The sequence below is a fragment of the Shewanella carassii genome (genome assembly GCF_002777975.1).
In the GTDB taxonomy this organism is placed as follows: domain Bacteria; phylum Pseudomonadota; class Gammaproteobacteria; order Enterobacterales; family Shewanellaceae; genus Shewanella; species Shewanella carassii.
Genome location: NZ_NGVS01000033.1, coordinates 316,295 through 341,415 on the forward strand (window position 1 = coordinate 316,295; position 25,121 = coordinate 341,415).

General features: G+C 54.1%; 22 protein-coding genes and 1 pseudogene. 19 read left to right on the forward strand and 4 right to left on the reverse strand.

All coding sequences use genetic code 11. From position 1 onward, the window contains the following. Positions 1 to 68: 68 nt before the first annotated feature. A complete protein-coding gene (locus CBE72_RS17605) occupies positions 69 to 572 on the reverse strand; it encodes a glycine cleavage system transcriptional repressor (protein WP_025009810.1) in 504 nt (167 codons plus the stop codon). Between the two features lie 175 nt (positions 573 to 747). Between CBE72_RS17605 and CBE72_RS17610 the strand changes: the two genes are divergently transcribed. The 4 genes from CBE72_RS17610 to phoU all read left to right on the forward strand — a co-directional run bounded on the left by CBE72_RS17610 (position 748) and on the right by phoU (position 6,310). After that, complete coding sequence (locus CBE72_RS17610; RefSeq protein WP_100145405.1) at positions 748 to 3,006, forward strand: ABC transporter permease subunit; 2,259 nt, start codon at positions 748 to 750, stop codon at positions 3,004 to 3,006. A 62-nt stretch (positions 3,007 to 3,068) separates the two neighbouring features. After that, positions 3,069 to 4,724, forward strand: coding sequence for a phosphate ABC transporter permease PstA (gene pstA / locus CBE72_RS17615; protein ID WP_039033926.1), 1,656 nt, complete (start codon positions 3,069 to 3,071; stop codon positions 4,722 to 4,724). Between the two features lie 32 nt (positions 4,725 to 4,756). Then, the gene (gene pstB, locus CBE72_RS17620; protein WP_025009812.1) at positions 4,757 to 5,575 is read left to right on the forward strand and encodes a phosphate ABC transporter ATP-binding protein PstB; all 819 of its coding nucleotides are present in this window, start codon (positions 4,757 to 4,759) and stop codon (positions 5,573 to 5,575) included. Positions 5,576 to 5,605: 30 nt separating this feature from the next. Further along, entirely contained in the window at positions 5,606 to 6,310 is a 705-nt protein-coding gene (gene phoU, locus CBE72_RS17625) for a phosphate signaling complex protein PhoU (protein ID WP_100145407.1), read from the forward strand. A 188-nt stretch (positions 6,311 to 6,498) separates the two neighbouring features. Here the strand turns inward: phoU and CBE72_RS17630 are convergent, their stop codons facing one another. Further along, positions 6,499 to 6,882 carry a VOC family protein gene (locus tag CBE72_RS17630; RefSeq protein WP_025009814.1) on the reverse strand — a complete coding sequence of 128 codons (384 nt, stop codon included), beginning with the start codon at positions 6,880 to 6,882 and terminating at the stop codon, positions 6,499 to 6,501. A gap of 189 nt (positions 6,883 to 7,071) precedes the next feature. On the opposite strand from CBE72_RS17630, the gene CBE72_RS17635 reads away from it, so the two are divergent. The 4 genes from CBE72_RS17635 to CBE72_RS17650 all read left to right on the forward strand — a co-directional run bounded on the left by CBE72_RS17635 (position 7,072) and on the right by CBE72_RS17650 (position 12,275). Next, entirely contained in the window at positions 7,072 to 7,671 is a 600-nt protein-coding gene (locus CBE72_RS17635; protein WP_100145409.1) for a DUF502 domain-containing protein, read from the forward strand. Between the two features lie 346 nt (positions 7,672 to 8,017). After that, on the forward strand, positions 8,018 to 10,003 hold the full coding sequence (locus CBE72_RS17640) for a BCCT family transporter (protein ID WP_221049453.1): 1,986 nt from the start codon (positions 8,018 to 8,020) through the stop codon (positions 10,001 to 10,003). Between the two features lie 24 nt (positions 10,004 to 10,027). Beyond that, positions 10,028 to 10,387 (forward strand): YajD family HNH nuclease, encoded by a 360-nt coding sequence (locus CBE72_RS17645; RefSeq protein WP_025009816.1) that lies wholly within the window; start codon positions 10,028 to 10,030, stop codon positions 10,385 to 10,387. A 361-nt stretch (positions 10,388 to 10,748) separates the two neighbouring features. Then, positions 10,749 to 12,275, forward strand: coding sequence for a peptide MFS transporter (locus tag CBE72_RS17650; protein WP_100145410.1), 1,527 nt, complete (start codon positions 10,749 to 10,751; stop codon positions 12,273 to 12,275). Between the two features lie 89 nt (positions 12,276 to 12,364). On the opposite strand, the gene CBE72_RS17655 is transcribed toward CBE72_RS17650, so the two are convergent. Further along, positions 12,365 to 12,625 (reverse strand): DUF1289 domain-containing protein, encoded by a 261-nt coding sequence (locus tag CBE72_RS17655; RefSeq protein ID WP_100145412.1) that lies wholly within the window; start codon positions 12,623 to 12,625, stop codon positions 12,365 to 12,367. A gap of 465 nt (positions 12,626 to 13,090) precedes the next feature. Here CBE72_RS17655 and CBE72_RS17660 point away from each other — a divergent pair, with 465 nt between their 5' ends. The 11 genes and pseudogenes from CBE72_RS17660 to CBE72_RS17705 all read left to right on the forward strand — a co-directional run bounded on the left by CBE72_RS17660 (position 13,091) and on the right by CBE72_RS17705 (position 24,638). Next, entirely contained in the window at positions 13,091 to 14,437 is a 1,347-nt protein-coding gene (locus tag CBE72_RS17660) for a class I SAM-dependent methyltransferase (RefSeq protein ID WP_100145414.1), read from the forward strand. A 195-nt stretch (positions 14,438 to 14,632) separates the two neighbouring features. Then, a complete protein-coding gene (locus tag CBE72_RS17665; RefSeq protein WP_100145416.1) occupies positions 14,633 to 15,682 on the forward strand; it encodes a 3-oxoacyl-ACP synthase III in 1,050 nt (349 codons plus the stop codon). An 88-nt stretch (positions 15,683 to 15,770) separates the two neighbouring features. Next, the gene (locus tag CBE72_RS17670; protein WP_100145418.1) at positions 15,771 to 16,757 is read left to right on the forward strand and encodes an alpha/beta fold hydrolase; all 987 of its coding nucleotides are present in this window, start codon (positions 15,771 to 15,773) and stop codon (positions 16,755 to 16,757) included. Position 16,758: 1 nt separating this feature from the next. Continuing rightward, complete coding sequence (oleC, locus tag CBE72_RS17675) at positions 16,759 to 18,585, forward strand: olefin beta-lactone synthetase (protein ID WP_100145420.1); 1,827 nt, start codon at positions 16,759 to 16,761, stop codon at positions 18,583 to 18,585. 112 nt (positions 18,586 to 18,697) lie between these two features. After that, a complete protein-coding gene (oleD, locus tag CBE72_RS17680) occupies positions 18,698 to 19,768 on the forward strand; it encodes a 2-alkyl-3-oxoalkanoate reductase (RefSeq protein WP_373289256.1) in 1,071 nt (356 codons plus the stop codon). 163 nt (positions 19,769 to 19,931) lie between these two features. Beyond that, a pseudogene (locus CBE72_RS17685) lies at positions 19,932 to 20,086 on the forward strand (ATP-binding cassette domain-containing protein); the annotation flags it as partial. Between the two features lie 478 nt (positions 20,087 to 20,564). After that, positions 20,565 to 20,870, forward strand: a complete 306-nt coding sequence (locus CBE72_RS17690; RefSeq protein WP_025009827.1) for a hypothetical protein — start codon at positions 20,565 to 20,567, stop codon at positions 20,868 to 20,870. A gap of 228 nt (positions 20,871 to 21,098) precedes the next feature. Continuing rightward, on the forward strand, positions 21,099 to 22,820 hold the full coding sequence (locus CBE72_RS17695; RefSeq protein ID WP_100145424.1) for a phospho-sugar mutase: 1,722 nt from the start codon (positions 21,099 to 21,101) through the stop codon (positions 22,818 to 22,820). 508 nt (positions 22,821 to 23,328) lie between these two features. Next, complete coding sequence (locus tag CBE72_RS20475) at positions 23,329 to 23,490, forward strand: VOC family protein (protein WP_229671930.1); 162 nt, start codon at positions 23,329 to 23,331, stop codon at positions 23,488 to 23,490. Further along, positions 23,427 to 23,702 (forward strand): VOC family protein, encoded by a 276-nt coding sequence (locus CBE72_RS17700; RefSeq protein WP_229671932.1) that lies wholly within the window; start codon positions 23,427 to 23,429, stop codon positions 23,700 to 23,702. The genes CBE72_RS20475 and CBE72_RS17700 overlap by 64 nt, the downstream gene beginning before the upstream one ends. A 228-nt stretch (positions 23,703 to 23,930) precedes the next feature. Further along, positions 23,931 to 24,638, forward strand: a complete 708-nt coding sequence (locus CBE72_RS17705) for a helix-turn-helix transcriptional regulator (RefSeq protein WP_100145426.1) — start codon at positions 23,931 to 23,933, stop codon at positions 24,636 to 24,638. Between the two features lie 71 nt (positions 24,639 to 24,709). On the opposite strand, the gene CBE72_RS17710 is transcribed toward CBE72_RS17705, so the two are convergent. Next, positions 24,710 to 25,099: a hypothetical protein gene (locus tag CBE72_RS17710; protein ID WP_167387694.1), complete on the reverse strand. Its 390-nt coding sequence runs from the start codon at positions 25,097 to 25,099 to the stop codon at positions 24,710 to 24,712. Positions 25,100 to 25,121: the final 22 nt, after the last annotated feature.

The following is a 25,121-nucleotide window of genomic DNA, read 5'->3' on the forward strand; positions in this document are numbered from 1 at the left end:
GATTGCACATCGGTTGCTGCTTTTGCAGGCACTCAAGAGTCAGAGGTCGGGCAGTGGCAGTATCGGGCTCAGGTCAGATTCAGCTTATCCAGTACCAGATCATCACCTATGCTGTAGAGAGATTCGGTCAGGCGCTCCTCCTGCATAGGGTCGGTCAATCCCAGGCTGATGGTGGCCCGAAACAGGGCGATGCCGGTATGGCCCGCGGTTTCAAACTTGCTGCTGAATTGCTCGATATTGATGCCCAGGGCATTGATCCTGTTGGAAATGTCCAGCACCAGCCCGGGCCTGTCGTAGGCCACCAGGTTGAAACTCAGGCGTTTGATATATTTCTGCTGCTGGCCGGCCCTGGCACTGGTGAGCGCCATACCATCGATGCACTCCAGGGCATCAAGTAGGTCATCCCAGTGTTCGCTGGGAACCTCAAGCAGCAAAATAGCGGCAAAAATCCCGTCTATATGACGTAATTCCGAGTCGAGCCAGTTGCCACCGTGGCGGCTGACCGCATGGGCAATCTGCTCAACCAATCCTTTTCTGTCAGGGACTTGCAGTGTGATAAGGTAACGAAGCATGGTAGACAGACTCCTGAATAATGTTAAAAAAAGCTATGTAACACTATTGTCATTTTTGCGTCATATAATCCCAGCCACTCGATAAGGGATGGTCTTACCTGGGTTGGCCGAAACGCAATAACGTACGGTTAATTCGGTAAAAAAGCCTAACAGCTATTAATAATAGAGGTTCTTAATGGAAAGTCAGGTCATTCAGCCTGCTTCTGCGTCGAAAGATCTGTTGGTGAGCAAGGGCTCCGGCCGCAGAGCCTTCAAGGATAAGGCCGCGCAGATAGGGGTAACAGTGGGCGGAACCATGGTGTTCGTCGCCCTTTTGTTGATCTTTTTCTATCTGCTTTACGTGATTAAGCCGGTGTTTGACGGCGCCAGTGTTGAACCCGTCACCGAAGTGAGCCTGCCGGCCAGTTCAGACAAGACGCTGATGGTGGGCAGTGACGAGCAAAATGAACTGCTCTATCGGGTCGGTGACCAAGGCGTGGTGGATTTCTTCAGGGTCAAAGGCGAACAGCAGCACCAACAGGTGAAACTGCCTGTGCCAGATTCGAGCAAAGTGGTCAGCAGCGCAGTCAGTGCCCCAAGCCAGCAGTTGTTTGCCCTCGGACTGGATAATGGTCAACTCTTGTTGGCCGGGGTGGATTTTGGTGTCAGCTATCCCAATAACCAACGCCTGATCACGCCCAAGGTCAAGTATCCACTGGGGGAGTCTGCGCTGACGGTTGCCGAGGATGGCTCGCCACTCAAGAATCTCGCCTTTGGCTATAGCTCGGAGAGCATGAGTTTTGCCTACCAGGACAGCCAGAATCGTTGGCAGCTGACCAAGATGGTCGGCGAAGAGAACATGATGACCGAAGAAGTGGAGTGGACTACACAAACCAGGCCACTGCCGGATGCGCCTTCCCGTACTGAACATCAACTCATGACCCCGGATCAGCGCCAACTGCTGCTGCAGTCCGGCAACAAGATTTTTGTCTACAACATTCAGTATGTGGATGAAATCTCGCTGCAACAGGTGATAGATGTCGAGAAAGCCAAGGCCAAGGTCACCAGTTTGAGCCTGCTGGCGGGCGCCAGTTCACTGCTGGTAGGCTACGACAGCGGTGTGGTGGCCCAGTATTTTCAGGTGGCCAGCGACCGCGGCCGTGTCTATCAGGAGATCCGCGAGTTTAGCGGTTTGGGTAAGGTGGACACTATAGCCTCTGAGTTTTACCGCAAGAGCTTTGCCACAGTAAGCCCCGAGGGTGAACTGTCTTTGCTTTACACCACGAGTGAGCGTGAGCTGTTCGACAAGAAGTTCGATCTCAAGGCGCCGGGTGTTATGGGCTTCAGCCCCCGCTCCAATGCTTTGATCATTGAAGATGGCAGCAAGCTGCACCTGTACGCGGTTGATAACGACCACCCGGAAGTTTCCTGGAGCGCTCTGTGGAACAAGGTATGGTACGAAGGTTACCCTGAGCCGCAGTTTGTCTGGCAGTCCACTTCCGGCTCGGATGATTTCGAAGCCAAGCTCAGTCTGATGCCGCTGGCATTCGGTACGCTCAAGGCGGCGTTCTATGCCATGCTGTTTGCCGTTCCTCTGGCGATTGCCGGCGCTATCTATACCGCCTATTTCATGTCGCCCAAGGTGCGCAGCATAGTCAAGCCCACCATTGAAATCATGGAAGCCCTGCCGACAGTGATCCTCGGTTTCTTGGCCGGTCTCTGGCTGGCACCGCTGATTGAAGAGCATCTGCCCGGCATTCTGGCCTTGCTGCTGTTGTTGCCGATAAGCATAGTGACCAGTGCCTATGCTTGGTCCAAGCTGCCGGGGCGCATCAAGGCGATACTGCCGGAAACCTATCAGGAACTGATGCTGATCCCGGTTATCTGTTTTGTCGGTTGGTTTTCTTTTGCCATCAGCCCGGCAATCGAAGTGGCCTTCTTCCACGGCGACACCCGCCAGTTCATCACCAATGAACTGGGGATCACCTTCGATCAGCGTAACGCGCTGGTGGTGGGTATTGCCATGGGCTTTGCCGTCATTCCAACCATCTTCTCCATTGCCGAAGACGCCATCTTCTCTGTGCCGCGTCACCTGTCGAACGGCAGCCTGGCCTTGGGAGCTACCCCCTGGCAGACCCTGACCCGGGTCGTGTTGCTGACTGCAAGCCCGGGGATATTCTCGGCAGTCATGATGGGCCTTGGCCGCGCCGTGGGTGAAACCATGATTGTACTCATGGCCACGGGGAACACCGCCATCATGGAGTGGAGCGTATTTGAAGGGATGCGGACCCTGGCGGCCAATATCGCGGTGGAAATGCCGGAGTCGGCCATCGGCAGCTCCCATTACCGGGTATTGTTCCTCGCAGCCTTTGTACTCTTTATCTTTACCTTCCTGTTCAACACTGTGGCCGAAGTGGTGCGTCAGCGTTTGCGCGACCGCTACAGCTCACTGTAACGGGAGAGAAATTATGAATAGAACACTAGATGTTTCGCCAATCACCTTAAGGGGTTTGTGCAATGGGTAAGTGGTTTAAATCAGGCTCTCCCTGGATCTGGATGACAGGGGGCGCCGTTAGCCTGAGTTTGATTGCGGTGTTGGGGCTATTGTTACTCATCGCCTGGCGTGGCCTGAGCTATTTCTGGCCCGCGGATATCTATCAGTGGGAGATGCAGGATGACAAAGGCCAGCGCTACACCCTGATAGGTGAACTGTACGACAGAGAAGAAGTGCCGACCGAGCGGTTGAAATCCGCCGGTTATCACTTCAACTCAGAGCCGGGTGAGTTTGTGACCCGTTATCTGGTCAAGACGGGTAACCGTGAGTTTGTTGGCCTGGATTTCCGCTGGATTTTGGAGACAGATATTGTGTCGCGCTCCACCCCGGAAGGCTTGGCCATGATAGAGCGTACCAAGAACGGTAACTTCTACGGCTACCCTGTGGCGGTGATTGAGAAGGGCCAGCGGCTGGAGCTCGGCGGCGATGTGCAGAATTCACTCGAGGAGCATATCGAGCGCGCAGTGGACCTGGCCGATCAGGCGATGACACTGCAGAAGCAGGACATAGGCGCGGTTAACTATGAGCTCGAACGTCTGCGCCTCAAAGAACGTGGCTATGAGCTTGACGATGCCCTGACGCCTGAGCGTAAAGCCGAGCTTGAGTCCAAGCGTCAACAACTGGATCAGCATTACCAAGGGTTGGAAAAGCAGCTGTTCTCTCTGCGTGAGCAAGCCGGGCGCGACTCTGTGATAGTACGCGACATGCGCGGCGAAGAAGTGACCCTCAGTCTGGATTCGGTGCTGGATGTCAGCTATGTCAACCGCATGGGCTTTATCGACAAGGTAGGCCACTGGTTTGTTGGACTGGGACGCTTTATCAGTGACGATCCCCGCGAAGCCAACACAGAGGGCGGGGTGTTCCCGGCGATTTTCGGCACAGTATTCATGGTGTTGCTGATGGCCGTAATAGTGACACCATTCGGTGTGGTGGCCGCCATCTATCTGCACGAATACGCCAAGAAAGGGCCGATCACCAAGATGATACGTATCGCGGTAATCAACCTCGCCGGTGTGCCTTCGATTGTGTACGGGGTGTTTGGTCTGGGCTTCTTTGTCTATATGCTGGGGGGCTCGCTGGATCAGCTGTTCTATCCAGAGGCGTTGCCATCGCCGACCTTCGGCTCTCCCGGGGTTATCTGGTCGGCACTGACTTTGGCGATTCTGACCCTGCCTGTGGTGATTGTTTCCACCGAGGAAGGCTTGTCACGTATTCCAAGCTCAGTGCGTCAGGGCAGCCTGGCTCTGGGGGCCACCAAGGCCGAAACCTTGTGGCGGATTATTATCCCTATGGCCAGTCCGGCGATTATGACAGGGCTTATTCTGGCTGTTGCCCGCGCCGCCGGTGAAGTGGCACCACTGATGCTGGTGGGGGTGGTCAAGTTGGCGCCTACCTTGCCTGTGGATATGAATTTCCCCTTCGTGCATCTTGAGCGTAAGTTTATGCACCTCGGGTTCCATATTTATGATGTTGGTTTCCAGAGCCCCAACGTAGAAGCTGCCAGGCCTTTGGTCTATGCCACCTCGTTCCTGCTGGTATCTGTGATCGTGGCACTCAACCTGACGGCTATCAGCGTGCGCAACCATCTGCGTGAAAAGTACCGCTCGCTTGAACACTAATTGACGATTATCCTGAAGTGATAGGACAGAATATGATTTCGATAGACTCATCGGTAATGAATACTGAGACGCTGGATCTGGCGAACCTGCCTGCCGAAGAGACGGCGCTGGAGATCCGTAACCTGGATTTGCGCTATGGTGACAAGCAGGCGCTGTTTGATGTTTCCATGAAGATCCCTAAGAAGAAGGTCACCGCCTTCATCGGCCCCAGTGGTTGCGGTAAGTCCACCTTGCTGCGCTGTATCAACCGGATGAACGATCTGGTGGATAACTGCCATATCGACGGGGAAATCTTGCTCCATGGTCAAAACATCTACGACAAGAAAGTGGATGTCGCGGCGCTGAGACGCAATGTGGGCATGGTGTTCCAGCGCCCCAATCCTTTCCCCAAGTCCATTTATGAAAATGTCGTCTATGGCCTGCGCCTGCAGGGCGTGAGTAACCGCCGTGAGCTGGATGAAGCCTGTGAGCGTTCACTGCGCGGCGCCGCCATCTGGGACGAGGTGAAAGACAGGCTGCATGACAACGCCTTCGGGTTGTCCGGTGGTCAGCAGCAGCGTCTGGTGATTGCCCGGGCGATAGCCATCGAGCCGGAAGTCTTGCTGCTTGATGAGCCGACTTCGGCGCTGGATCCTATTTCGACCCTGACTATCGAAGAGCTGATCACCGAGCTCAAGTCCAAGTACACTGTGGTGATAGTGACGCACAACATGCAGCAGGCGGCCAGGGTGTCGGATCAGACTGCCTTTATGTATATGGGCGAGCTGATTGAGTACTCGGATACCAACACTATCTTTACTACGCCAAAACAGAGTAAGACCGAAGATTATATTACCGGCCGCTACGGTTGATAAACGCTGCGTCCGAGCAAGGGGAAGCAAATGGAAAACAAGAACCTGAATAAACATATATCAGGCCAGTTCAATGCAGAACTGGAAGATATCCGCAACCGGGTGCTGGCCATGGGCGGCATGGTGGAGCGCCAGTTGGAACAGGCGCTGGATGCCCTGGGCAGCCTGGATACTGAGTTGGCGCAGAAGGTGATCGAGGGCGATCACAAGGTCAACGGCATGGAGGTGATGATAGATGAAGAGTGTACTCGCATCATTGCCAAGCGTCAGCCGGCGGCCAGCGACTTGCGTCTGGTGATAGCCATCTCCAAGACGATTGCCGATCTTGAGCGCATCGGTGATGCCTGCGTGCGTATCGCCAAGGCGGCGCTGGAAAAGCGCAGCAATAATCAGCAGCCGCTGCTGGTCAGCATCGAGTCCATGGGACGCCATGCCACCCGCATGTTGCACTCGACCCTGGATGCGCTGGCGCGGATGGACGCCGACTCGGCGCTGGAGCTGCATAAGGAAGATGCCAAGCTGGACAAGGAATATGAAGGCATTATTCGCCAGTTGATGACTTACATGATGGAAGATCCCCGCTCTATCCCAGGTGTGCTGGATGTGCTCTGGGCTGCCCGCGCGGTTGAGCGGGTAGGGGACCGCTGCAAAAACATCTGTGAGTACGTGATTTACTACGTCAAGGGTAAAGACGTACGCCATGTCTCCTACGAGGAGATGGAAAAAGAGCTGTAAGCTCTTATCCGCGAGCCTTAGAGAAAGCCGCTTGTAGTCAAGCGGCTTTTTTGTGCCTGTGCAGGCTGGTACAGCTCGGTTAGCTGCACCGCCCAGTCAACGGAGTACTTAGTCAACGGAGCTTTTGGTCTACGGGGGACTTGGTCAACAGAGCACTTAGTCAACAGAGGACTTAGTCAAAGCCCAGCCTAGTCCACGCGGTATTCTGCCAGCTCGATCAGGTTGCCGTCAGGATCGCGAATATAGACTGAGTCTATCGGGCCGGTGGCGCCGGTACGGGCGACGGGGCCCTCTTCGATGTCGATACCCACGGCACTGAGATGCGCCATAACATCCTCGAGTGAACCACAGGTGATAAAGCACAAGTCCGCCGAACCACTTTGGGCTTTGGCGGCATTGGGGTAATATTCGCGGCCAAGCTGGTGCAGGTTGATTTTCTGATCGCCAAATTGCAGCGCCGTTCTGTTATCGGCAAAGGTTTGGCGTTTCATGCCCAGTTTTTGGTAGAAGGCAACACTCTGCTCTATGTCGCGGACGGTCAACACCAGGTGGTCCAGTCGGGTTACGCGCATGCTGTTATTCTCCTTGTCGCCCCCGGGAGACTCTGCGGTCTCCCGGGATAATGCACAACATTTTGCTATCGATTTGCGTCTCTGTCAGGATACAGAGTTGAGCGCCTGTTGGGGAAGGGGCAGCCGAGAAACCTTCCTTTGAGCCTCTGTCCTGCGCCTTATACAGTCTTCAATATCAAGAGGAATTCAATGAAACAAACCCTGATCCGCGGCTTGCTTAATCTGCTGCCCATGGCACTTAGTCTCTGGTTGTTCTGGTCCCTGTTTGAATCTCTCGACAGCTTGGGCAAGTTACTCTTCTCTCTGCTGGGCATGGACACTATGTTCACCGGAGCTGGTTTTATATTGGTCACAGCCTTGGTATTTGTGGCCGGTTTACTGTTTTCCGTCAGTCCCATCGTTTGGCTCTGGAGCTGGATTGAACGGCAGTTGATGCGTTTCCCTCTGTTCAAGTCTGTCTATGGCAGTATCCGCGATATTGCTTCTTTGATGAACCGAGATGGCAGTAAGCCCAAGTCACAGCAAACGGTATTGGTGCGTCAGGCCAACGGCGGTTTTGTGGTCGGCTTTATCATGACAGACAAGCCGCCTCAGCCGCTGCTCGATGCCTTGCCCGAAGGGGACTGGGTGCCCGTGCTGTTTCAACTCTCCTATCAGATGGCCGGAGTCACCAGCCTGGTCAGACGGGAGGATTTGATCATGGTGGATTGGTCATTCGAGGAGGCGATGCGTTTTAATCTGACCGCAGGGATCTCGCAGACACCCAAGGACAACGAAGTCAGAAAATGATGCTTTTTTAAGCGGGAGTCGTCATGGACTCCCCATTTTGTCCGTTTTTGTGTATAATCAGCGCCGATTGTTGCCAAAAGTAGCAGTTTGTGTCTGAGTCGATTGCCATTCACTATGCCACGGTAATCTTGTCTGTCCCGCCAAATATTCAATCCCGGCAGGGCCTTATCTCTTCTATTTTCATCAAGCCGAGAGCTTGTCCGCGGAAGGGTGTCACACGCTGCACATAAATATCCTATAAGCTTTTGGTGTGGCTTTGGATAAACGTTGTCCCCGGCCGAGTTCAGTGGTCTTGATGAGCTTGCCGTAGGTTGCGTCGTTTTATCCGTTAAAAGGAGCGCAAAATTTGATTAAGTCGAGTATTAATCCTCCGGTGTTTTTTTCGTCAGTAATCTGTATCGCCTTCATGGTGTTGGTGTGTGCCGTCTGGCCGAATGAGGCGCAGGAGCTATTTAAGTCAGCTCAGTCCTGGCTGGAGCTGAAGGCCGGCTGGCTCTACATCATGGGCGTGGCCATTTTTCTGGTATTTATCATCTTTGTGATGGTGAGTCGCTTCGGTGATATCAAGCTTGGGCCGGATCATGCCGAGCCGGATTACAGCTACAAGAGCTGGATTGCCATGCTGTTCTCCGCCGGTATGGGCATAGGCTTGATGTTCTTTGGGGTCGGTGAGCCTGTGATGCACTATCTGGCGCCGCCGGATGCGGATCCCCAGACAGTTGAAGCCGCCAAAGAGGCGATGAAGATCACCTTCTTCCACTGGGGGATTCACGCCTGGGCCATCTATGCGGTAGTCGCCCTGAGTCTGGCCTATTTCAGCTATCGGCATAAGTTGCCGCTGTTGCCACGAAGTGCCCTCTATCCTCTGATTGGTGAACGTATTTATGGCCCCATAGGTCACTGCGTCGACACCTTTGCGGTGTTGGGTACCATGTTTGGTGTGGCTACCTCATTGGGTTTCGGGGTATTGCAGGTTAACTCGGGACTCAACTATCTGTTGGGTGATTCTTTCCCTATTAGCAGCACTGTGCAGGTGGCACTGATCATAGGTATTACTCTTATCGCCACCGGCTCTGTGTTTTCCGGCCTGGATAAAGGGGTGAAGCGTTTAAGTGAGCTTAACCTCGGGCTGGCTTTTGTGCTGATGATGATAGTGTTGCTGTTTGGGCCAACAGTCGCTCTGCTGCAGTCTTTCGTGCAAAACACCGGCAGCTATTTGAGTGAGCTGGTGAGCAAGACCTTTAACCTCTACGCCTACGAGCAGAAGAATGACTGGCTCGGTGGCTGGACTCTGCTCTATTGGGGCTGGTGGATCTCCTGGTCACCTTTTGTCGGTACCTTTATCGCCCGGGTCTCCCGTGGCCGCACCATTCGAGAGTTTCTGGTAGGGATTTTGTTTGTTCCCAGTGGGTTCACCTTCCTGTGGATGACAGTTTTCGGTAACTCGGCAATTGATGCCATCATGAATCACGGCGCCGAATATCTGGCTACTGCAGTTTCCACCGATGTGTCGGTCGCCCTGTTTACTTTCTTCGAGCACTTGCCGCTTTCCAGTTTGCTATCAGTCATCGCCGTGTGTCTGGTGGTAACCTTCTTTGTGACTTCGTCGGACTCAGGCTCTTTGGTGATCGATAACCTGACCTCAGGCGGCGATGCCGATGCGCCTGTATGGCAGCGGATCTTCTGGGCCCTGATGCAAGGTGTGGTTGCCTCTGTGCTGCTGCTCGCCGGTGGCTTGCAGGCGCTGCAAACGGCAGCGATTGCCAGTGCCATGCCGTTCTTGTTGGTGATGCTGCTTATCTGCTTTGGCCTGTTCAAGGCGCTGCAGGATGATTGGCTCAAAATCAACAGCGTGCAGCTACATACCACCAGCGTGCAGTACGCCAGAACCAGCGTGTCTTGGGAAGACAGGATAGATGTGCTGGTGTCGCATCCCTCCTATGAACAGGCGCGGCACTTTGTCGACAACGTGGCAACGCCGGCGCTGTCCAAGGTTTCTCAGGGCTTCTTGTCCCGCGGTATCAATGCCGATCTCCAATACGATGAAGACAGGGTGAGGTTGGTTATCGAAAATGAAGAGGGGCAGACTTTTGTCTATGGTTTGCGGATCCGCGCCTTTACGCTGCCTGTGACCCATCAGACTCAGGAAGAAGGTGAGGATGAATCACAAAATAACTACTTCCGGGTTGAAGTCTTTCTCGAACACGGTGGACAGTATTATGATGTGATGGGTTATACGGAAGAGCAGATCCAGGCAGATGTGGTGACTCAATATGAGAAACACCTGCACTATCTGCATCTGTCCAGCGCAGAATATGTAGAGGGCCCTTAAGGGCCCGTTCACCGGAAAAGAAAGATGGCAGAACAGAGTAAATTGGATCGGGTGCTGGCACAGGCCCGTGAGTATCAGGCGAGTCGTGAAAAGGGTTATCGGGAGCAGGCTCTCAAACTTTATCCCTGGGTCTGTGGTCGCTGTGCCAGGGAGTTTACCCACAAGAACCTACGCGAGCTGACTGTGCATCACAGAGATCACAATCACGACAACAACCCCTCAGATGGCTCCAACTGGGAGCTGTTGTGTCTCTACTGTCATGACAACGAGCATTCGAGGTTTGAAGAGCTGGTGCAGTACGGCGACACCAGTGAGGCCAAACAGGCGCCGGCCACCTTCAATCCTTTTGCCGATCTCAAGGCGAGAATGGCGGCCAAAGATTGACGACCTCTTTCTCGGGGAACTTCAAAAGACCTCAATAACTGAGACCGAAAAAACCGTCCATCAAAGGGCGGTTTTTTAATCTCAAAGGCGTTGATAAAAGCGATTCTAACCTTGGCTTATCTGTGCTTTTAATACTGACAAAAATTACCATTGACTAATGTAAACCCTTGTTGCAGCTGGGTTTGCTCCGTTTTCCATCACTGATAATAAATGTTTTGCTGAAAAATTGGTCAATGGAATTTGAGCTGAGTGGAAGAATTGCGACAAAGTGTGTTTTGCCCCAGAGTTTGCGTTGGATTGTGCGGCGCGCAGTTTTATACTCGTCTGACAATTATTTCAAATCAAGATGGAAGCAAGCAAAATGACATTAGGGTCTCCTAAGGTAAGCAAGACGCATTCATTTATGACTGTGTCACTTATCGAGTTATGGGAACGTTTCGGTTATTACGGTATGCAGGCGCTTATCGTGTACTTCATGGTACAGCGTCTTGGGTTTGAGGACAGTCGCGCCAACCTGGTATGGAGTGCCTGTGCCGCATTGATTTATGTGTCGCCGGCGATTGGTGGCTGGGTCGGGGATAAAATACTCGGTACCAAGCGCACCATGCTGCTCGGTGCCGGTATTCTGTCATTGGGTTATGCCTTGATGACAGTACCAACTGAAAACACCTGGTTCCTGTTTTCGGCTCTGGGGGTAATCGTTGTTGGTAACGGTTTGTTCAAACCCAACGCCGGTAACCTAGTGCGCAAAATCTATGAAGGGGACGACTCCAAGATAGATAGCGCCTTTACTATTTACTACATGGCGGTGAACGTAGGTTCCACCTTCTCCATGTTGTTGACTCCCTGGATTAAAGATTACGTCAATGCCAACTATGGCAACGAGTTCGGTTGGCACGCGGCCTTTGCCGTCTGCTGTGTGGGCCTGTTGGTAGGCCTGGGTAACTACGCCATAATGCACAAAACCCTGGCCAACTATGGCTCGGAGCCGGATACCCGTCCGGTGGAAATGAATAAACTGTTTACGGTGCTCGGTCTGGCGGCGCTTTCTGTAGTAGCTTCGGCCTTTATCCTTGAATATGAAGATGTGGCCCGCGCCTTTGTTTACACCGCAGGTGTTGCTGTACTCGGTATCTTTATCTATTTGATTAAAAACAGTGATGTTAGTGAGCGGGCCGGTTTGATTGCCGCCGCGGTGCTCACTATCCAAACCGTTTTCTTCTTTATTTTCTACCAACAGATGTCTACCTCGCTGGCGCTGTTTGCCCTGCGTAACGTTGACTGGAACTTCCAGGCGTTCGGTGTCGATCTGTGGACCTGGTCACCAGCGCAGTTCCAGGCCTTGAACCCTATCTGGATCATGTTGCTCAGTCCTGTGCTGGCCTGGGTTTATGCCTCTGCCGGACGTAACAACAAGGATATTTCCATCGCCGCCAAGTTCGCACTGGGCTTTGCTGTAGTGGCACTGGGTTTCTTCATCTACAGCTTCGCCGGCATGTTCGCCGTTGATGGCAAGACCTCTTCCTGGGTGATGATCTGGGGTTACGGCGCTTACTCACTCGGTGAGCTGCTGGTCAGTGGTTTGGGCTTGGCGATGATAGCCCGTTACGTACCTGAGCGCATGGGTGGCTTTATGATGGGGGCTTACTTTGTCGCCTCGGGCATCTCTCAGTATCTGGGTGGTGTGGTGGCCAACTTCGCCAGTGTGCCGAAGAACATCACAGATCCGCTTGAGACTCTGCCTATCTACACCGGCTTGTTCAACAAGTTGGGTATAGCGGCGCTGGTTTGTACCTTTATCGCACTGGCGGTATTGCCGCTGATGCGTCGTTTGACTGAAACTCACCATTCCCATAACGGAAATGGCTCTGCCGACTCAGCGCAGTAATGACTGAGTGACCCATAAACCCAAAAAAGACCGCAATCGCGGTCTTTTTCTTTATTAAAGGCTGGGTTGCCTTAAACGCTTAAGCTATATCACTCTTTTTTGCTTGCATTGCTCTTGTCGCTATGCCCAAGCCTGGCCTCTGCCTCAAGGTATTTGGCTCTACTGATAATGCCGCTGTTTTCCATGCCCGAAAAGGTGTGTTTTCGCTCCGGGAGTTGGGCAATAATGGCGCGTTTCTCTTCATCCGGGCAACGGCTCCAATTGACGATTTCATCTATATGGCGCAGGCAACCCATACAAAAGTCGTCTTCATTGAGGCCGCAGCGCGCCACGCAGGGAGATTGGAGCATTCAACATCCTTCTTATCAATATTCTGTATTCTGTTCAGCGGCGGAGGGTAGCGCCGCGAATTGGCGCGATTGATTTCGCTCGACCGATTTCACTCGACCATATCGTTTGATTGTTTTGTCAGCTTGAATGCACCAGTCTATTGTGGCAGGTGCAAAGGTAACAGCTTTGAGCGGATTTATACCTGAAAACGGTGGCAGCTTTCGTTGCCAGGCCGCTAGGAAAAATGATGACTCGGGCTTTAGGCATAGTTTATTGAAATAATTATCCATTTTTAATCAATTTGTTATGTGAATTTGTCTTTACGGCTGGTTTCCTCCCTTGGCTGTAAAGCTCTCAGTAAGCGGGAGACTCAACCCCAGCTTGCGCAAAGGTGTTGTCCCCTGTTTGCTACTTTGGGTCGCTATTTTCCTCAAAGGCAGCCAGGGGCTATAATGCGACCCTTTTAAGTTAATCGGGCCAGTAAAATGTGTGACTGCCAACAGAACTCCCCCCGGCAAGCCGAGCCAGTGGTCGGCAGGGTTGGAACCCGGCTGACGGCAGTTGATTGCAGTTTGCCCGAGGTGAAAGCAGAGCTTCGACAGCTCAGTCAATTGTTGCTCTCAAGCCGCGCGCTTTGGAGTGTCAGGAGTTTCGAGCACCAAAAGCTTCCCTGGCAGCAGCGTTTTGCCAAGCTGGCCGCAGCGCTTTGGGCACTGGATGACGATGCGCTCGAGACTGTCGATGCCAGTCAGTCATTGTTGTTGGCAACCCTTTGGCCGGCCTTGGCTGCAGATTTGAGCGAGCAGGAATTGGCCCTGTGGGATAAGAGACACTTTGCCTGGCAGCTCTTTGATTATCCGGTACCTGAAAAGGATAACGACCAACCTAAGCTCTGCGCGGCAACTGAGGCTCGGCTCAGCGCCGGTATCAAGGGCCGAAAATGGCAGCAGATAAGCCGCTTTGCCAATACCATAGCCACCCATAACAACCCCTTTCCTTTATTGGAGTGGTGCGCCGGGAAAGGGCATCTCGGGCGCCTGCTCAGCGCCTTGAGCGGCAAGGCGGTATTGAGCCTGGAGTGGCAAGCATCTTTGTGTGAAGCCGGCGAGCTAGCGGCAAAAAAACGTAACTTGCCGCAGCAATTTGTCTGCGCCGATGCCTTTGTTGCCGAGCCTTGTTATCTTAAGCCCAAACAGCATGCCATTGCGCTGCATGCCTGCGGTGAGCTGCACCTGACGCTGCTGCGCCGCGCGGTTGCAAGTGGTACCGCCGTGGTCTCGGTTTCCCCTTGTTGTTATCACCTCTTGCCCTCCGGCGATATCACCCCCTTGAGTCTAGGTGCCCAAGAGCAGGTGCTGCGATTGGATAAGGCGGCGCTGCAACTGCCGCTTAATCACAGTGTTATTGCCAATCAAAAGGCGCGCGCCGACAGGCTCAAAGAGGTCAGTTGGCGGCTCGGATTTGATAGTCTGCAGCGTGAAGTGCGCGCTCGGGACACTTATCTGCCACTGCCTGCGGTGCGGCAGAGTCAGCTGTCCGGCAACTTTAAGGAGTTCTGTCTTTGGGCCGCGGCGCAAAAGGGAGTGCTATTGCCTGAAGCGGTGGATTTTGCCGCCTATCAGCACTTGGGGGAGCAAAGGCGCAGATTAACCGCCCGTATTGACTTGGCGGCACATCTGTTTCGGCCGGTTATTGAACGGTATCTGCTGCTTGATAGGGTGTGTTTCCTGTTGGAGGCCGGTTACCGGGTGCAGCTCGGCGCCTTTTGCGAACAGGCCACCACGCCGCGCAACGCCTTGATCCATGCCTGGTTACCGGATATGGGTGACTGAAGCGACTTTGACCTAAGGGACGATGATGCCCATCGAGTGGCGGAAGATCCGTGCTATTACCCCTTGAGTGCAGTTTTTATTGAATACCCCGCCATTTCTTGTTCAAATGGCGCCAGCCTGGGGCATAAGACTTAATTATCACGACCCCAAAAGATAACAAGGGCACAGAGCGCCCGAGAGAGCGATTGGCTTTTCATGAATTATTCCCGTGTGTATATCAATAGTCTGGCTTATGAGTTGGCGCCGGAAATGGTGTCCAGCCGCGAGTTGGAATCCCGGCTTGCGCCGCTTTATCAAAAGTTTCGTATCCCCATTGGGCAACTCGCTGCCCTGACAGGCATTGAGGAGCGTCGTTGGTGGCCCAAGGGCTTCAAGGTTTCCCAAGGCGCAGTGTGCGCCGCCCAAAAGGCGCTGGCCGAGACTGGGCTGGATCCCAAAGCGCTTGGCGCCTTGGTTTACACCGGCGTGTGCCGTGACCAGCATGAGCCGGCTACGGCCTGTGCTGTGGCTTCTGCCATAGGTATCGGGCGCGACTGCGCCGTTTTTGATATCAGCAACGCCTGCCTGGGAGTCCTGTCCGGTATTCTGGATGTGGCCAACCGTATTGAGCTGGGGCAGATCCGCGCCGGTATGGTGGTGTCCTGTGAATCATCCCGGGAGATAGTCGAGGCGTCCATAGAGCAGATGCTGGCCGAACCCAGCATGGCAAACTTTGCGGCGTCTCTGGCCACCCTGACCGGCGGCTCGGGTGCCGTGGCCGTTATCCTCACAGATGGCAGCTTGCCGCTTACCACCTCCCGCAAGCATCAGTTGCTCGGTGCCAGTCAGTTGGCGGCGCCGGAGCATCATCAGATGTGTCAGTGGGGCTTTGTCGAGGTCGGTAACCGCCTCTACCGCGAGGTAATGCGCACAGATGCCGTTGCCCTTTTGAAGGAGGGGGTGGAGCTGGCACGCCAGACCTGGGAGCAGTTTTTGCATCAGCGCCAGTGGCTTGCCGGACAGGTGGATAAGGTTATCTGTCATCAGGTGGGGGCTGCCAACCGTAAGCAAGTACTGGGCGCCCTGGGCATTGCCGAGCACAAAGAGTTTCCCACCTTTGCCCGCCTTGGCAATATGGGCACTGTCTCTTTGCCTGTGTCGGCGGCGCTGGCCCATGGTGAAGGCTTTTTGCAGGCAGGCGACCGGGTGAGCTTTCTTGGCATAGGCTCTGGGCTCAACTGCATGATGCTGGGGCTGCGCTGGTAAGCCCTTGATACAGGTTTTAGACAATGCCCATTCGACAGGGCCCATTAGAATAGTGCCTAAATAACCAAAATTAACAACAGGATAGCCAATGGCCACCCTAGATACACTCTTCCCGTTCAAGCGTCATTTCATCACGCTCGGCGGCCACAAACTGCATTATGTGCATGAAAAAACCGCCGGGATTAACGGCCGACGCCCCGATGCCGTGGTGATGGTGCACGGTAACCCCAGCTGGTCTTTTTACTACCGTAACCTAGTGCAGGCGTTAAGCGACCAATATGAATGTGTGGTGCCGGATCATATCGGCTGCGGCTTGTCCGACAAACCGGGCGATGATGCCTATGACTACACTCTGGCGCAGCGTATCGACGATCTAGAAGCACTGCTGGACAGTCTGGATATTCGCAGCAATATCACACTGGTGCTGCATGACTGGGGCGGCATGATAGGCATGGGCTATGCCGCCCGCTATCCCGAGCGGATTAAACGCCTGGTGCTGCTCAATACCGCCGCCTTCGGTTTGCCAAAGAGCAAGCCCTTACCGCTGGCGCTGAAAATCTGCCGCGATACCGCGCTTGGCACCCTGCTGGTACGGGGCTTCAATGCTTTCTCGTCCGCCGCTTCCTATGTAGGCGTCAAACGTGCGCCCATGGCTGCGGATGTGCGCCGCGCTTATGTGGCACCATTCAACTCCTGGCAAAATCGAATCTCGACTTTGAGGTTTGTACAGGATATTCCGCTCAAGCCCGGCGACAGAAACTGGGACTTGGTGCAGTCGATTGATGCCAGTTTGCAGCAGTTTACCCAAGTGCCGACCATTATTCTTTGGGGCCTCAAGGACTTTGTCTTTGACCGGCACTTCCTTGAAGGTTGGCAGCAGCGTTTGCCAAAAGCCGAGCTGCACGCCTTTGCCGACTGCGGCCATTATATTCTTGAAGACGCCAGTGATGAGGTGATAGCCCATATTCGCCGCTTTATCGCTGAAACAGCCGTGGCTCAAAGCGCCGACGAACAAGCATCTAACCCTGAAGAAAATGCATCGGCGGAAATCACCCCAGCCGGGAGCGCTGACTGAGATGCTCCCACCCGCCGAAGACTCGCAAGCGGCTGCAAATGAACCGGCCCCAGAGGCAAACTCTGCCAAGGGGCACAACCTGTGTCGCCACCTGAAGCAGGCGGCCATTAGTCAGAGTGAAGACCTGGCGGTTGCAGTGCAGCGCCGCCGCGGTGGCAAGTTCAGTTACCAGGAGCTTGATTTCAAGACCCTGGACAGCGACAGCGATCGGCTTGCCGGGGCCTTGCTCGACTATGGCTTCAAGCCCGGGATGAAAGCCGTGCTTATGGTGACTCCTGGGATAGAGTTTTTTGTGCTTACCTTTGCCCTGTTCAAGGCGGGTATTATCCCTGTGATGGTGGACCCAGGTATGGGGATCGCCAAGCTCAAGCAGTGTCTGGCGGAAGCCGAACCCGACGCCTTTATCGGGATCCCCAAGGCCCATGTGGCCAGATTGCTGTTCGGTTGGGGCAAACCCAGTATCCGCTTGTTGCTGACGGCAGGTGAAGGCTTTCTTGGCCGTAACCCTCCTTGGGGGGGCAGCAGTGTCAGCCGTTTGCTGGCTAGGGCACCCGAGTCAGTCACATTTCCCATGGCACAGCTAGGCGCGCAGCAGATGGCGGCCATCTTGTTTACCAGTGGCAGCACCGGCACTCCAAAAGGCGTGGTCTACAGCCATGGCATGTTTGAGGCGCAGATAACCGCGCTGCGAAATGACTATGGCATTCGTCCCGGCGAGCGGGATCTGTCTACCTTCCCACTGTTTGCCCTCTTTGGTCCGGCGCTGGGGATGGCATCAATTGTGCCTGAAATGGATGCCAGCAAACCGATAATTGCCAGACCGGAAAACCTGTTTGCCGCCATAGAGCACTATGCCTGCAGCAATATGTTTGTGAATCCCGCCTTGCTCGACCGTTTGGGACGCGGCGGAAACGGGCGCCAGCTGCACAGCTTGAAGCGGGTGATATCCGCCGGTGCGCCGGCCGACCCCAAGGCGATAGCGCGTTTCTCCGCCATGTTGGCCGAGGATGTCGAAGTGCTCAACTCCTATGGTGCTACCGAATCCCTGCCTGTCTCCATGATTGGCAGCAAGGCGCTTGGCGCTACCGCCGCCATCACCGACAAGGGCGGCGGCATCTGTGTCGGTAAGCCGGTATCCGGAATAAGGGTCAGTATCATAGGGATCAGTGAAGAGGCCATCGACAGCTGGTCGCCGACTCTCGAGTTGGCGACGGGGGAGATAGGCGAAATCGTCGTTGACGGCGCAGTGGTCAACCAAAGCTACTATCGCCGTGAAGGCGCCAACAAGCAGGCCAAGATTGCCTATGAAGGCCGGCAACTGCACCGGATGGGCGATCTCGGTTATCTTGATGCCGAGGGTCGCTTGTGGATGTGTGGCCGCAAGGCCCACAGAGTGGATGTCATTAAGGACGGTGAGCTGCAAAAACGCTATCTGTCTATTCCCTGTGAGCGGATTTTCAATACCCATCCTCAGGTTAAACGTTCGGCACTGGTTGGCGTTGAACTGACGCAGAATAAGCCTGGCGGCGGGGGGACAGTCCAAGAGAGCGCTTTTCTTGATAGCACTTCTCTTGATAGCACTGTGCCCGAAAAAGCGCCGCTTATCTGCGTCGAGCTTGAGCAATCCCTGTCGCCAGCCGAGCAGCAACAGCTGTTTACCGAGTTGCAGGAACTTGCCGACAAGCAGCCACTGACCCGGGGCATCAGGCATTTTATGTTGCATCCGGGGTTTCCCATGGATGTGCGCCACAATGCCAAGATATTTCGCGAGCAACTTGCCGTTTGGGCGCAAAAACAGTTGGCTGGAAACGGCTGGAAGCCAAAATAGATAACAGAGACAGAAACCCACTATGGCCACATCTGCACCACAATCTCAATCACCTGAGTCAATAGCCTCGTCGCAGGATTTGCCAGCGGCTTTATTACAAGAGACTGCGGCTTTGTCACAAGAGACAGGGCATGATGAACTTCATCCCGAGCTGTTGGCGCTGGCCCGGGAACTCGCGACCCGAGTCAAGCGGGTGTTGGTGACAGGCGCCGGAGGCTTTTTGGGAGAAGCCATATGTCGGCCGCTGCTGGCCGCCGGTATTCAAGTAGTGGGGGTGGCCAGGGGCCATTATCCGGCGCTCGAGGCCATGGGCGCCACCATGGTGCGCGCCGATATTTGCGACAAGCAAGCATTGAAACAAGCCCTCGATGGCTGTGAGCTTATCTTTCACGTTGCCTCCAAGGCTGGAGTCTGGGGCAGCAGAGCAAGCTATTTTCGCCCCAATGTGTTGGGGACCGAAAACATCATCGCCTGCGCCCGTGAATTGGGGATTGGTTATCTGGTCTATACCAGCACGCCGAGTGTCACCTTCGATGGCAAGGATGAGGCTGGTATCGATGAATCCGTTCCCTACGCCAGGCGTTATCTCAACCATTACGGCGCCTCCAAGTCGGAAGCGGAAGAGTTGGTGCTGGCCGCTGCCCAAAACGGCTTGAAGACAGTGGCCATTCGGCCGCACCTGATTTGGGGGCCTGGCGATCCTCATCTGGTGCCCCGCGTGCTGGAACGAGGTCGCAAGGGCCGGCTCAAGTTGGTGGGCCGTGACGATAAGTTGGTGGACACCATCTATATCGACAATGCCGCCTTTGCCCACCTGAGCGCGGCCAGGAGCCTGCTGGCCGAACCTTGTCGCTGCAATGGCAAGGCCTATTTTGTCAGTAACGATCAGCCCCTTACTATGGCGGCCATGCTCGACAGCATTCTTGCCTGTGACAACTTACCCGCGGTGGAAAAGCGGGTACCGGCCACTCTGGCCTACGCCATTGGTGCCATGCTTGAAGGACTATACCGACTGCTGGCTATCAAGCAGGAGCCGTTGATGACCCGCTTTGTCGCCAAACAGCTTTCCTGCAGCCACTACTACGACATCTCAGCCGCCAAGCGCGACTTGGATTACAGGGTTATCGTCAGTATGGAGCAGGGGATGAATAAGCTAAGGCGCTCTCTTGGCCACTCGAACTAAGCTCAAGAACATCATAAGCAAATGATATGTTGTCGCGGTTGCCCGGTACAAAACCTGTGTTTATTTATATCGAATTCAAGGCTAAACACATCAGCTTCCCTCTTGCCGACAGTCGCCTTAGCCTGGGGCAAGTCAGCCTTGAGCACCTTCCTGAGGTGGCAATGCAGGCAAATCCTCTTTGATGCGCGCCATAGCCGCATTGCAAAGTGCCGATAGCGGCAGCATTAGTTTCGACGGTATAGGTTACTCAAACAGCCGCAAAAATTGCGCCAGTACCTGGGGTATCTACCGCAGGATTTTAACGTTTATCCCATGATAAAGAAGGGCGCCGAGCAGAAGGTACCGCCGGATGAGTGGATTGATATTGGCGCCTTTAAGATCTACCCGGACAAGCCCAAACAGGATGAACAGGTGTTGTCGCTGCAGAAATACTGGCTCAAGAATGGCGAGAATCATCTTGAACTTGTGCTGAGCGAAAAGCCTGCCTATGTCGGGGTCGATCCCTTCATCAAACTGGTGGACCGGGACTCGAAAGACAATATTTTCAAGCTCTGATCTTTAACGGCCTACTTGGCGTTTTTACATTTAGGCTTTGTCAGTGAAATCAGCGACTGTCGCAGACAGGCTGCCATTCATCTCCCCGATACTCCGGGCTCGACTATAGTTTATGGATATGGCCAGTCGATGACCGCCTCACCTGACTCGCCATAGAATCACTATGCTTTCGCCAATTCCGCTGGTACTCGAACGGCTGACAGCGCTTTGAGTGACTCAAACTTCTATAAGGAATGGGATTATGTCTATGGTCAGTGCCAAAGAGTTTGCCGACTGGCTTTATAAGCGTTTCGAGCAGGTAGAGCATGGGGTTAGCATGAGCCGTGAGGATATCAACCAGCTTACCGGCAGGCAGAATTTCTCCATGGTGTTTGTCCATGATATCCACTATGAATTGATGCAACACGGCATGGCATTTGTGACAGATACCTCCCGGGAACAGTTCTTCCTGGTGCGTGTCTGTCCCATGCCCTGGCGGCAACAACTGGAGCAGCAATTTGACAAGGAGATCTTCAATAACGTTATCTCCATCAATATGTCCCGCTGAAATAGTTGCACCTATCTGTTTGTAAGTCACAGGTGTTATGAAGGGAGCCCGCTCTACAAGAGTTCTCATTGCCGCTGCAAACACCCCATACGGATGGCAAAGGGCTGACTTAAGTAGGAGGGCCTACGTTAAAGTCCGAACAAAATCATAAAATTAATGCAAATTCACTTGTCGCGGACCCGAGTTTTTCTTACTTTGGAATGAAACTGATTATCAAAGAGGCCACCTATGAATACTCATCTGGAGCTGCAACTGAAACATTGGCTGGAGATAGATCCCGACCCTAAAACCCGGGATGAGCTGTTGAGTCTTAAAGCCGAAGGCAATGAAACTGAATTGTCCGCTCGCTTTGCCGGTCGCTTGGCCTTCGGTACCGCCGGTCTCAGGGGCGTGGTTGGCGCCGGTCCCATGCGGATGAACCGTTTGGTTATCCGTCAAACCACCGCGGGCCTAGGGCAGTATCTGCTCGCCCAGGTCAAGGATGCCGCCAGCCGCGGTGTGGTGATAGGTTTCGATGGTCGTCATGATTCACGTACCTTCGCCCATGATGCCGCCAGTGTGTTGACCGCCATGGGAATTAAGGTGCGACTCACCGCCAAAGTAGCTGCCACGCCACTGGTGGCCTTTGGGGTGAAACACTTTGAAGCCGCCGCCGGTATCGTAGTGACCGCCAGCCATAACCCGCCGCAATACAATGGCTACAAGGTCTATTGGGGTAACGGCGCGCAGATCATTCCGCCACACGACTCAGGTATTGCAGCCTGCATCGACAAGGCTGCCAACGAAGAGCTGCCTTGGCTGGAGCAGAGTGAAGCCACCAAGCAGGGTAAACTCATCTGGCTGCAGGATGATTTCTATCAGGACTATCGCCGCGGTGTGTTCCATGCCGAAGTCTTGCAGCACAAAACGGCGCCCGAAAGGGTGAGCCTGGCCTATACCGCCATGCATGGTGTTGGCGCAGAAATGGCTAAGACAGTGCTCAAGGATGCCGGTTTTACTCAGGTTTATTCTGTCGCTGCCCAGGAAAAACCGGACGGAGACTTCCCAACGGTTAAGTTCCCCAACCCGGAAGAGAAGGGCGCCATGGATCTGGTGATCGCCGAGGCCAAGCAGCATCAGGCGTTGCTGGCCTGTGCCAACGATCCGGATGCCGACAGGCTGGCGGTAGCAGTGCGCCGTGATGATGGCGAATACCAAATGCTCACCGGCGATCAGGTGGGGGCCTTGCTGGGCCACTATCTGTTGTCCAAGGCGCCGGCCAATCAGCGTCTGCTGGGAACCACCATAGTCTCTTCAACCTTGCTCTCCAAAATCGCCAAGGCCAAGGGCGGTGAGTTTTATACCACGCTCACAGGTTTCAAGTGGCTCACCAATGTTGGTATGCAGCGCCAGAGCGACAGCAATAAATTCCTGTTCGCCTATGAAGAGGCGCTGGGCTACACAGTGGGCAGCATGGTATGGGATAAGGACGGCCTGTCGGCGCTGGTGGCTTTTGCCCAGCTGACAGCCGAGCTGGCGGCGCAGGACAAAACCATCTGGGACAGACTGGAAGAGATCTATCGCGACTATGGTTTGCACCTTAATACTCAGGTGAGCATAGCGCTCAAGCCGGGAACGCCGGATATCGGGGCCCATCTGCGGGCCAATCCCCCCGAGTCTATTGCGGGCATGGCAGTATTGGTGACCGAGGATCTCAAATCGGCCGAGCGACGTTACGCCGATGGGCGGCGGGAGATCATTGAATTACCGGCCAGTGATGTGCTGACCTTCCACCTTGAAGGCGGTGCCCGGGTGATAGTGCGGCCCTCGGGAACCGAGCCCAAGATCAAGTGTTATTACGAGGTGGTTGAGCCTATGCAGGCAAGCGACAGCCTGGCAGATGCCGAAAGCCGGGCCAGAGCTGCGCTGGATGCCTTCGTCAGCGGCCATCAGGCGTCACTGCCCAAGTAACCTACTGCCCGGAAAGCCGCTGAGAAGATAGATGAAGGCCCGCACTGCGGGCCTTTTAGGGAAGGTGCGAACAAGTCCCATGTGTGCTCTGCGTCGGCTTACGTACCTGGATGCAAGGCGTGGTTTGTGGCAAATGGCCCTAGTCCTTTGCAAGAAGCAGAACACAGCAGGCAGGTCTGTAAGCCACGCCCTTTGGGGCTTTCACAGCAACAGGCTCTCTGCGTTATCCGACTTTGACAGGCCCCGGCATGCCTTCAGTCAGATGCCTTGAGCGCCAATTGCTGTGCAAGCCACTCTCTACATCAAGAGAATGCCACGAGGACTTATTCGCACCTTCCTTAGGTCATGCTTATTCCCATGCGAATTTTATTGATGTTTTCGCTCAGACTACTGACAACAGGTTGTCAGCAGCACCAGTGCATACTTGTTTTCGTCCTGAGAGCCAAGCTTGTCAGGACGGCGGAGGATGGTCCTCCTGCCACAACTGAATCAACATGGAGATGTGAAAATGTCAGCAGAAATCCCTTTGGTCTGGAGTGAGATCCCGGTTGCCGATATGGCTCGCGCCAAGCGTTTTTATCAAGAGGTGCTGGGGCTGCAGACCCTATGCCTGAGTGTGAGTATGTCAGCGTCAGCCGCACCAGTGGTGATACCGCTTGCTTTGGGCTGATTAAACACCCGCAGATGGCCCCTTCAATGACGGTATCCGTGGTTTACCTCCACCTGGGTGACAAGCTGGGTACCACCATAGGTCAGCTGGAAGCACAGGGTGTGCAAATCCTCTTGCCACCTATGCCCATCAAGGAAGGTGAATGCGGCTATTGTGCCCAAATAGCCGATTCCGAAGGCAACCGACTTGGCTTGTGGGCCATGCAGTTGTAAGCTCAGCGCTGTTATCTTTATCGGGACCGACGCAATGTCGGTCTTTGCTTGAATGAATACCATAGCGCATAGGCGTTTACTCAGTTAGCAAGAATGAAAGGGTGGCAGGCTAGTAGGGCAATGCATGGTGTATTGGGATAAATCGTCATTGGTCAGCGCTGTAAGCCTGGCGTTTCAAGCCAAACTTTGGAAGTCAAATCAAACATCTATAAGGAATGGTATTAAGTCATGCGCCGCGCCGACCGTTTGTTTCAAATAGTGCAGATCCTGCGCCACCGCCGTTTGACCACTGCGGCCGTATTGGCCGAGCGCCTGGAAGTCTCTGTTAGAACCATCTATCGGGATATTCAGGATCTCTGTCTCAGTGGTATCCCCATCGAAGGGGAGGCCGGGCTTGGCTATCTGCTGCGTCAGGAGGTGAGTGTCCCGCCGTTGATGTTCAATGAGGCCGAACTGGAAGCGATTCAATTGGGGATCCGTATGGTGCAGACCTGGGGCGGCAATGAGCTGGGCAAGGCGGCAAAACAGGCGCTTATCAAGGTTGAAGCCGTGGTGCCTGAGCGTTTGCGGGCGCTGCAGAGTTTGATGTTCTCACCGGACTTCTATCTGGATCAGCAAGAGTTTGTTTATCTTGACCCACTGCGTATTGCCGCCAGGCTGCGCCACTTTGTGTTGCTCGACTATCAGGATGTAAAAGGTATTGCCAGTCAGCGCAAAATAAGGCCGCTGGCTATCTACTTTTGGCGCGGCACCTGGACCTTGTTGGCCTGGTGTGAACTGAGAGACGACTTTCGCTCCTTTCGGGTCGACCGTATCGTTAATCTGTCACAGTTGCCGGAGCGTTTCCCCATTACCCCGGGCCAGGAGATGGAGGACTTTGTCCGCCGTATGGAGGATGACTATCAAAGACAGGAGCAAAGCCAGGGCGAAAGCTGATCTTACTGACGCTTGACCGACAGGGCGCTGGCGTGAAAAGCCAACTTTGAACATTCAAAATGTCAGTTCCCCTAAGACATTATTCCTTGCTCCTGCAACAGGTAAGCTATCAAATCTTTCAGGTAATCAAAGCTTTCAAAGGTTTCCCGTAAGTCGAAAAAATTCACTACCCGGTATTCGGCACTGGGGAGGTGAAACACTATGCTGTCCAGGTTGCCTTCATGGCCCAGCTGTAAAAAGTCATCCTGCTCCAGGCTGCAGTGCAATAGTTCGTCGATTGAGTTAAGGATGACATTGTTAATTTGGATGCCATTGGCATACCTGAGTAAATCCAGATAGTCGCGGGGCAGTGAACCTGGTGGAATAGATTCCCAGACATTAAGCAACTGATCGATTTGCGCCTCCGTTGCCGGTGGATTGCAGTATAAATCGTCTTGGTGCTTCTTTAGCGTATCGAGCAAAATGTTCGTCCTCATACAGCGC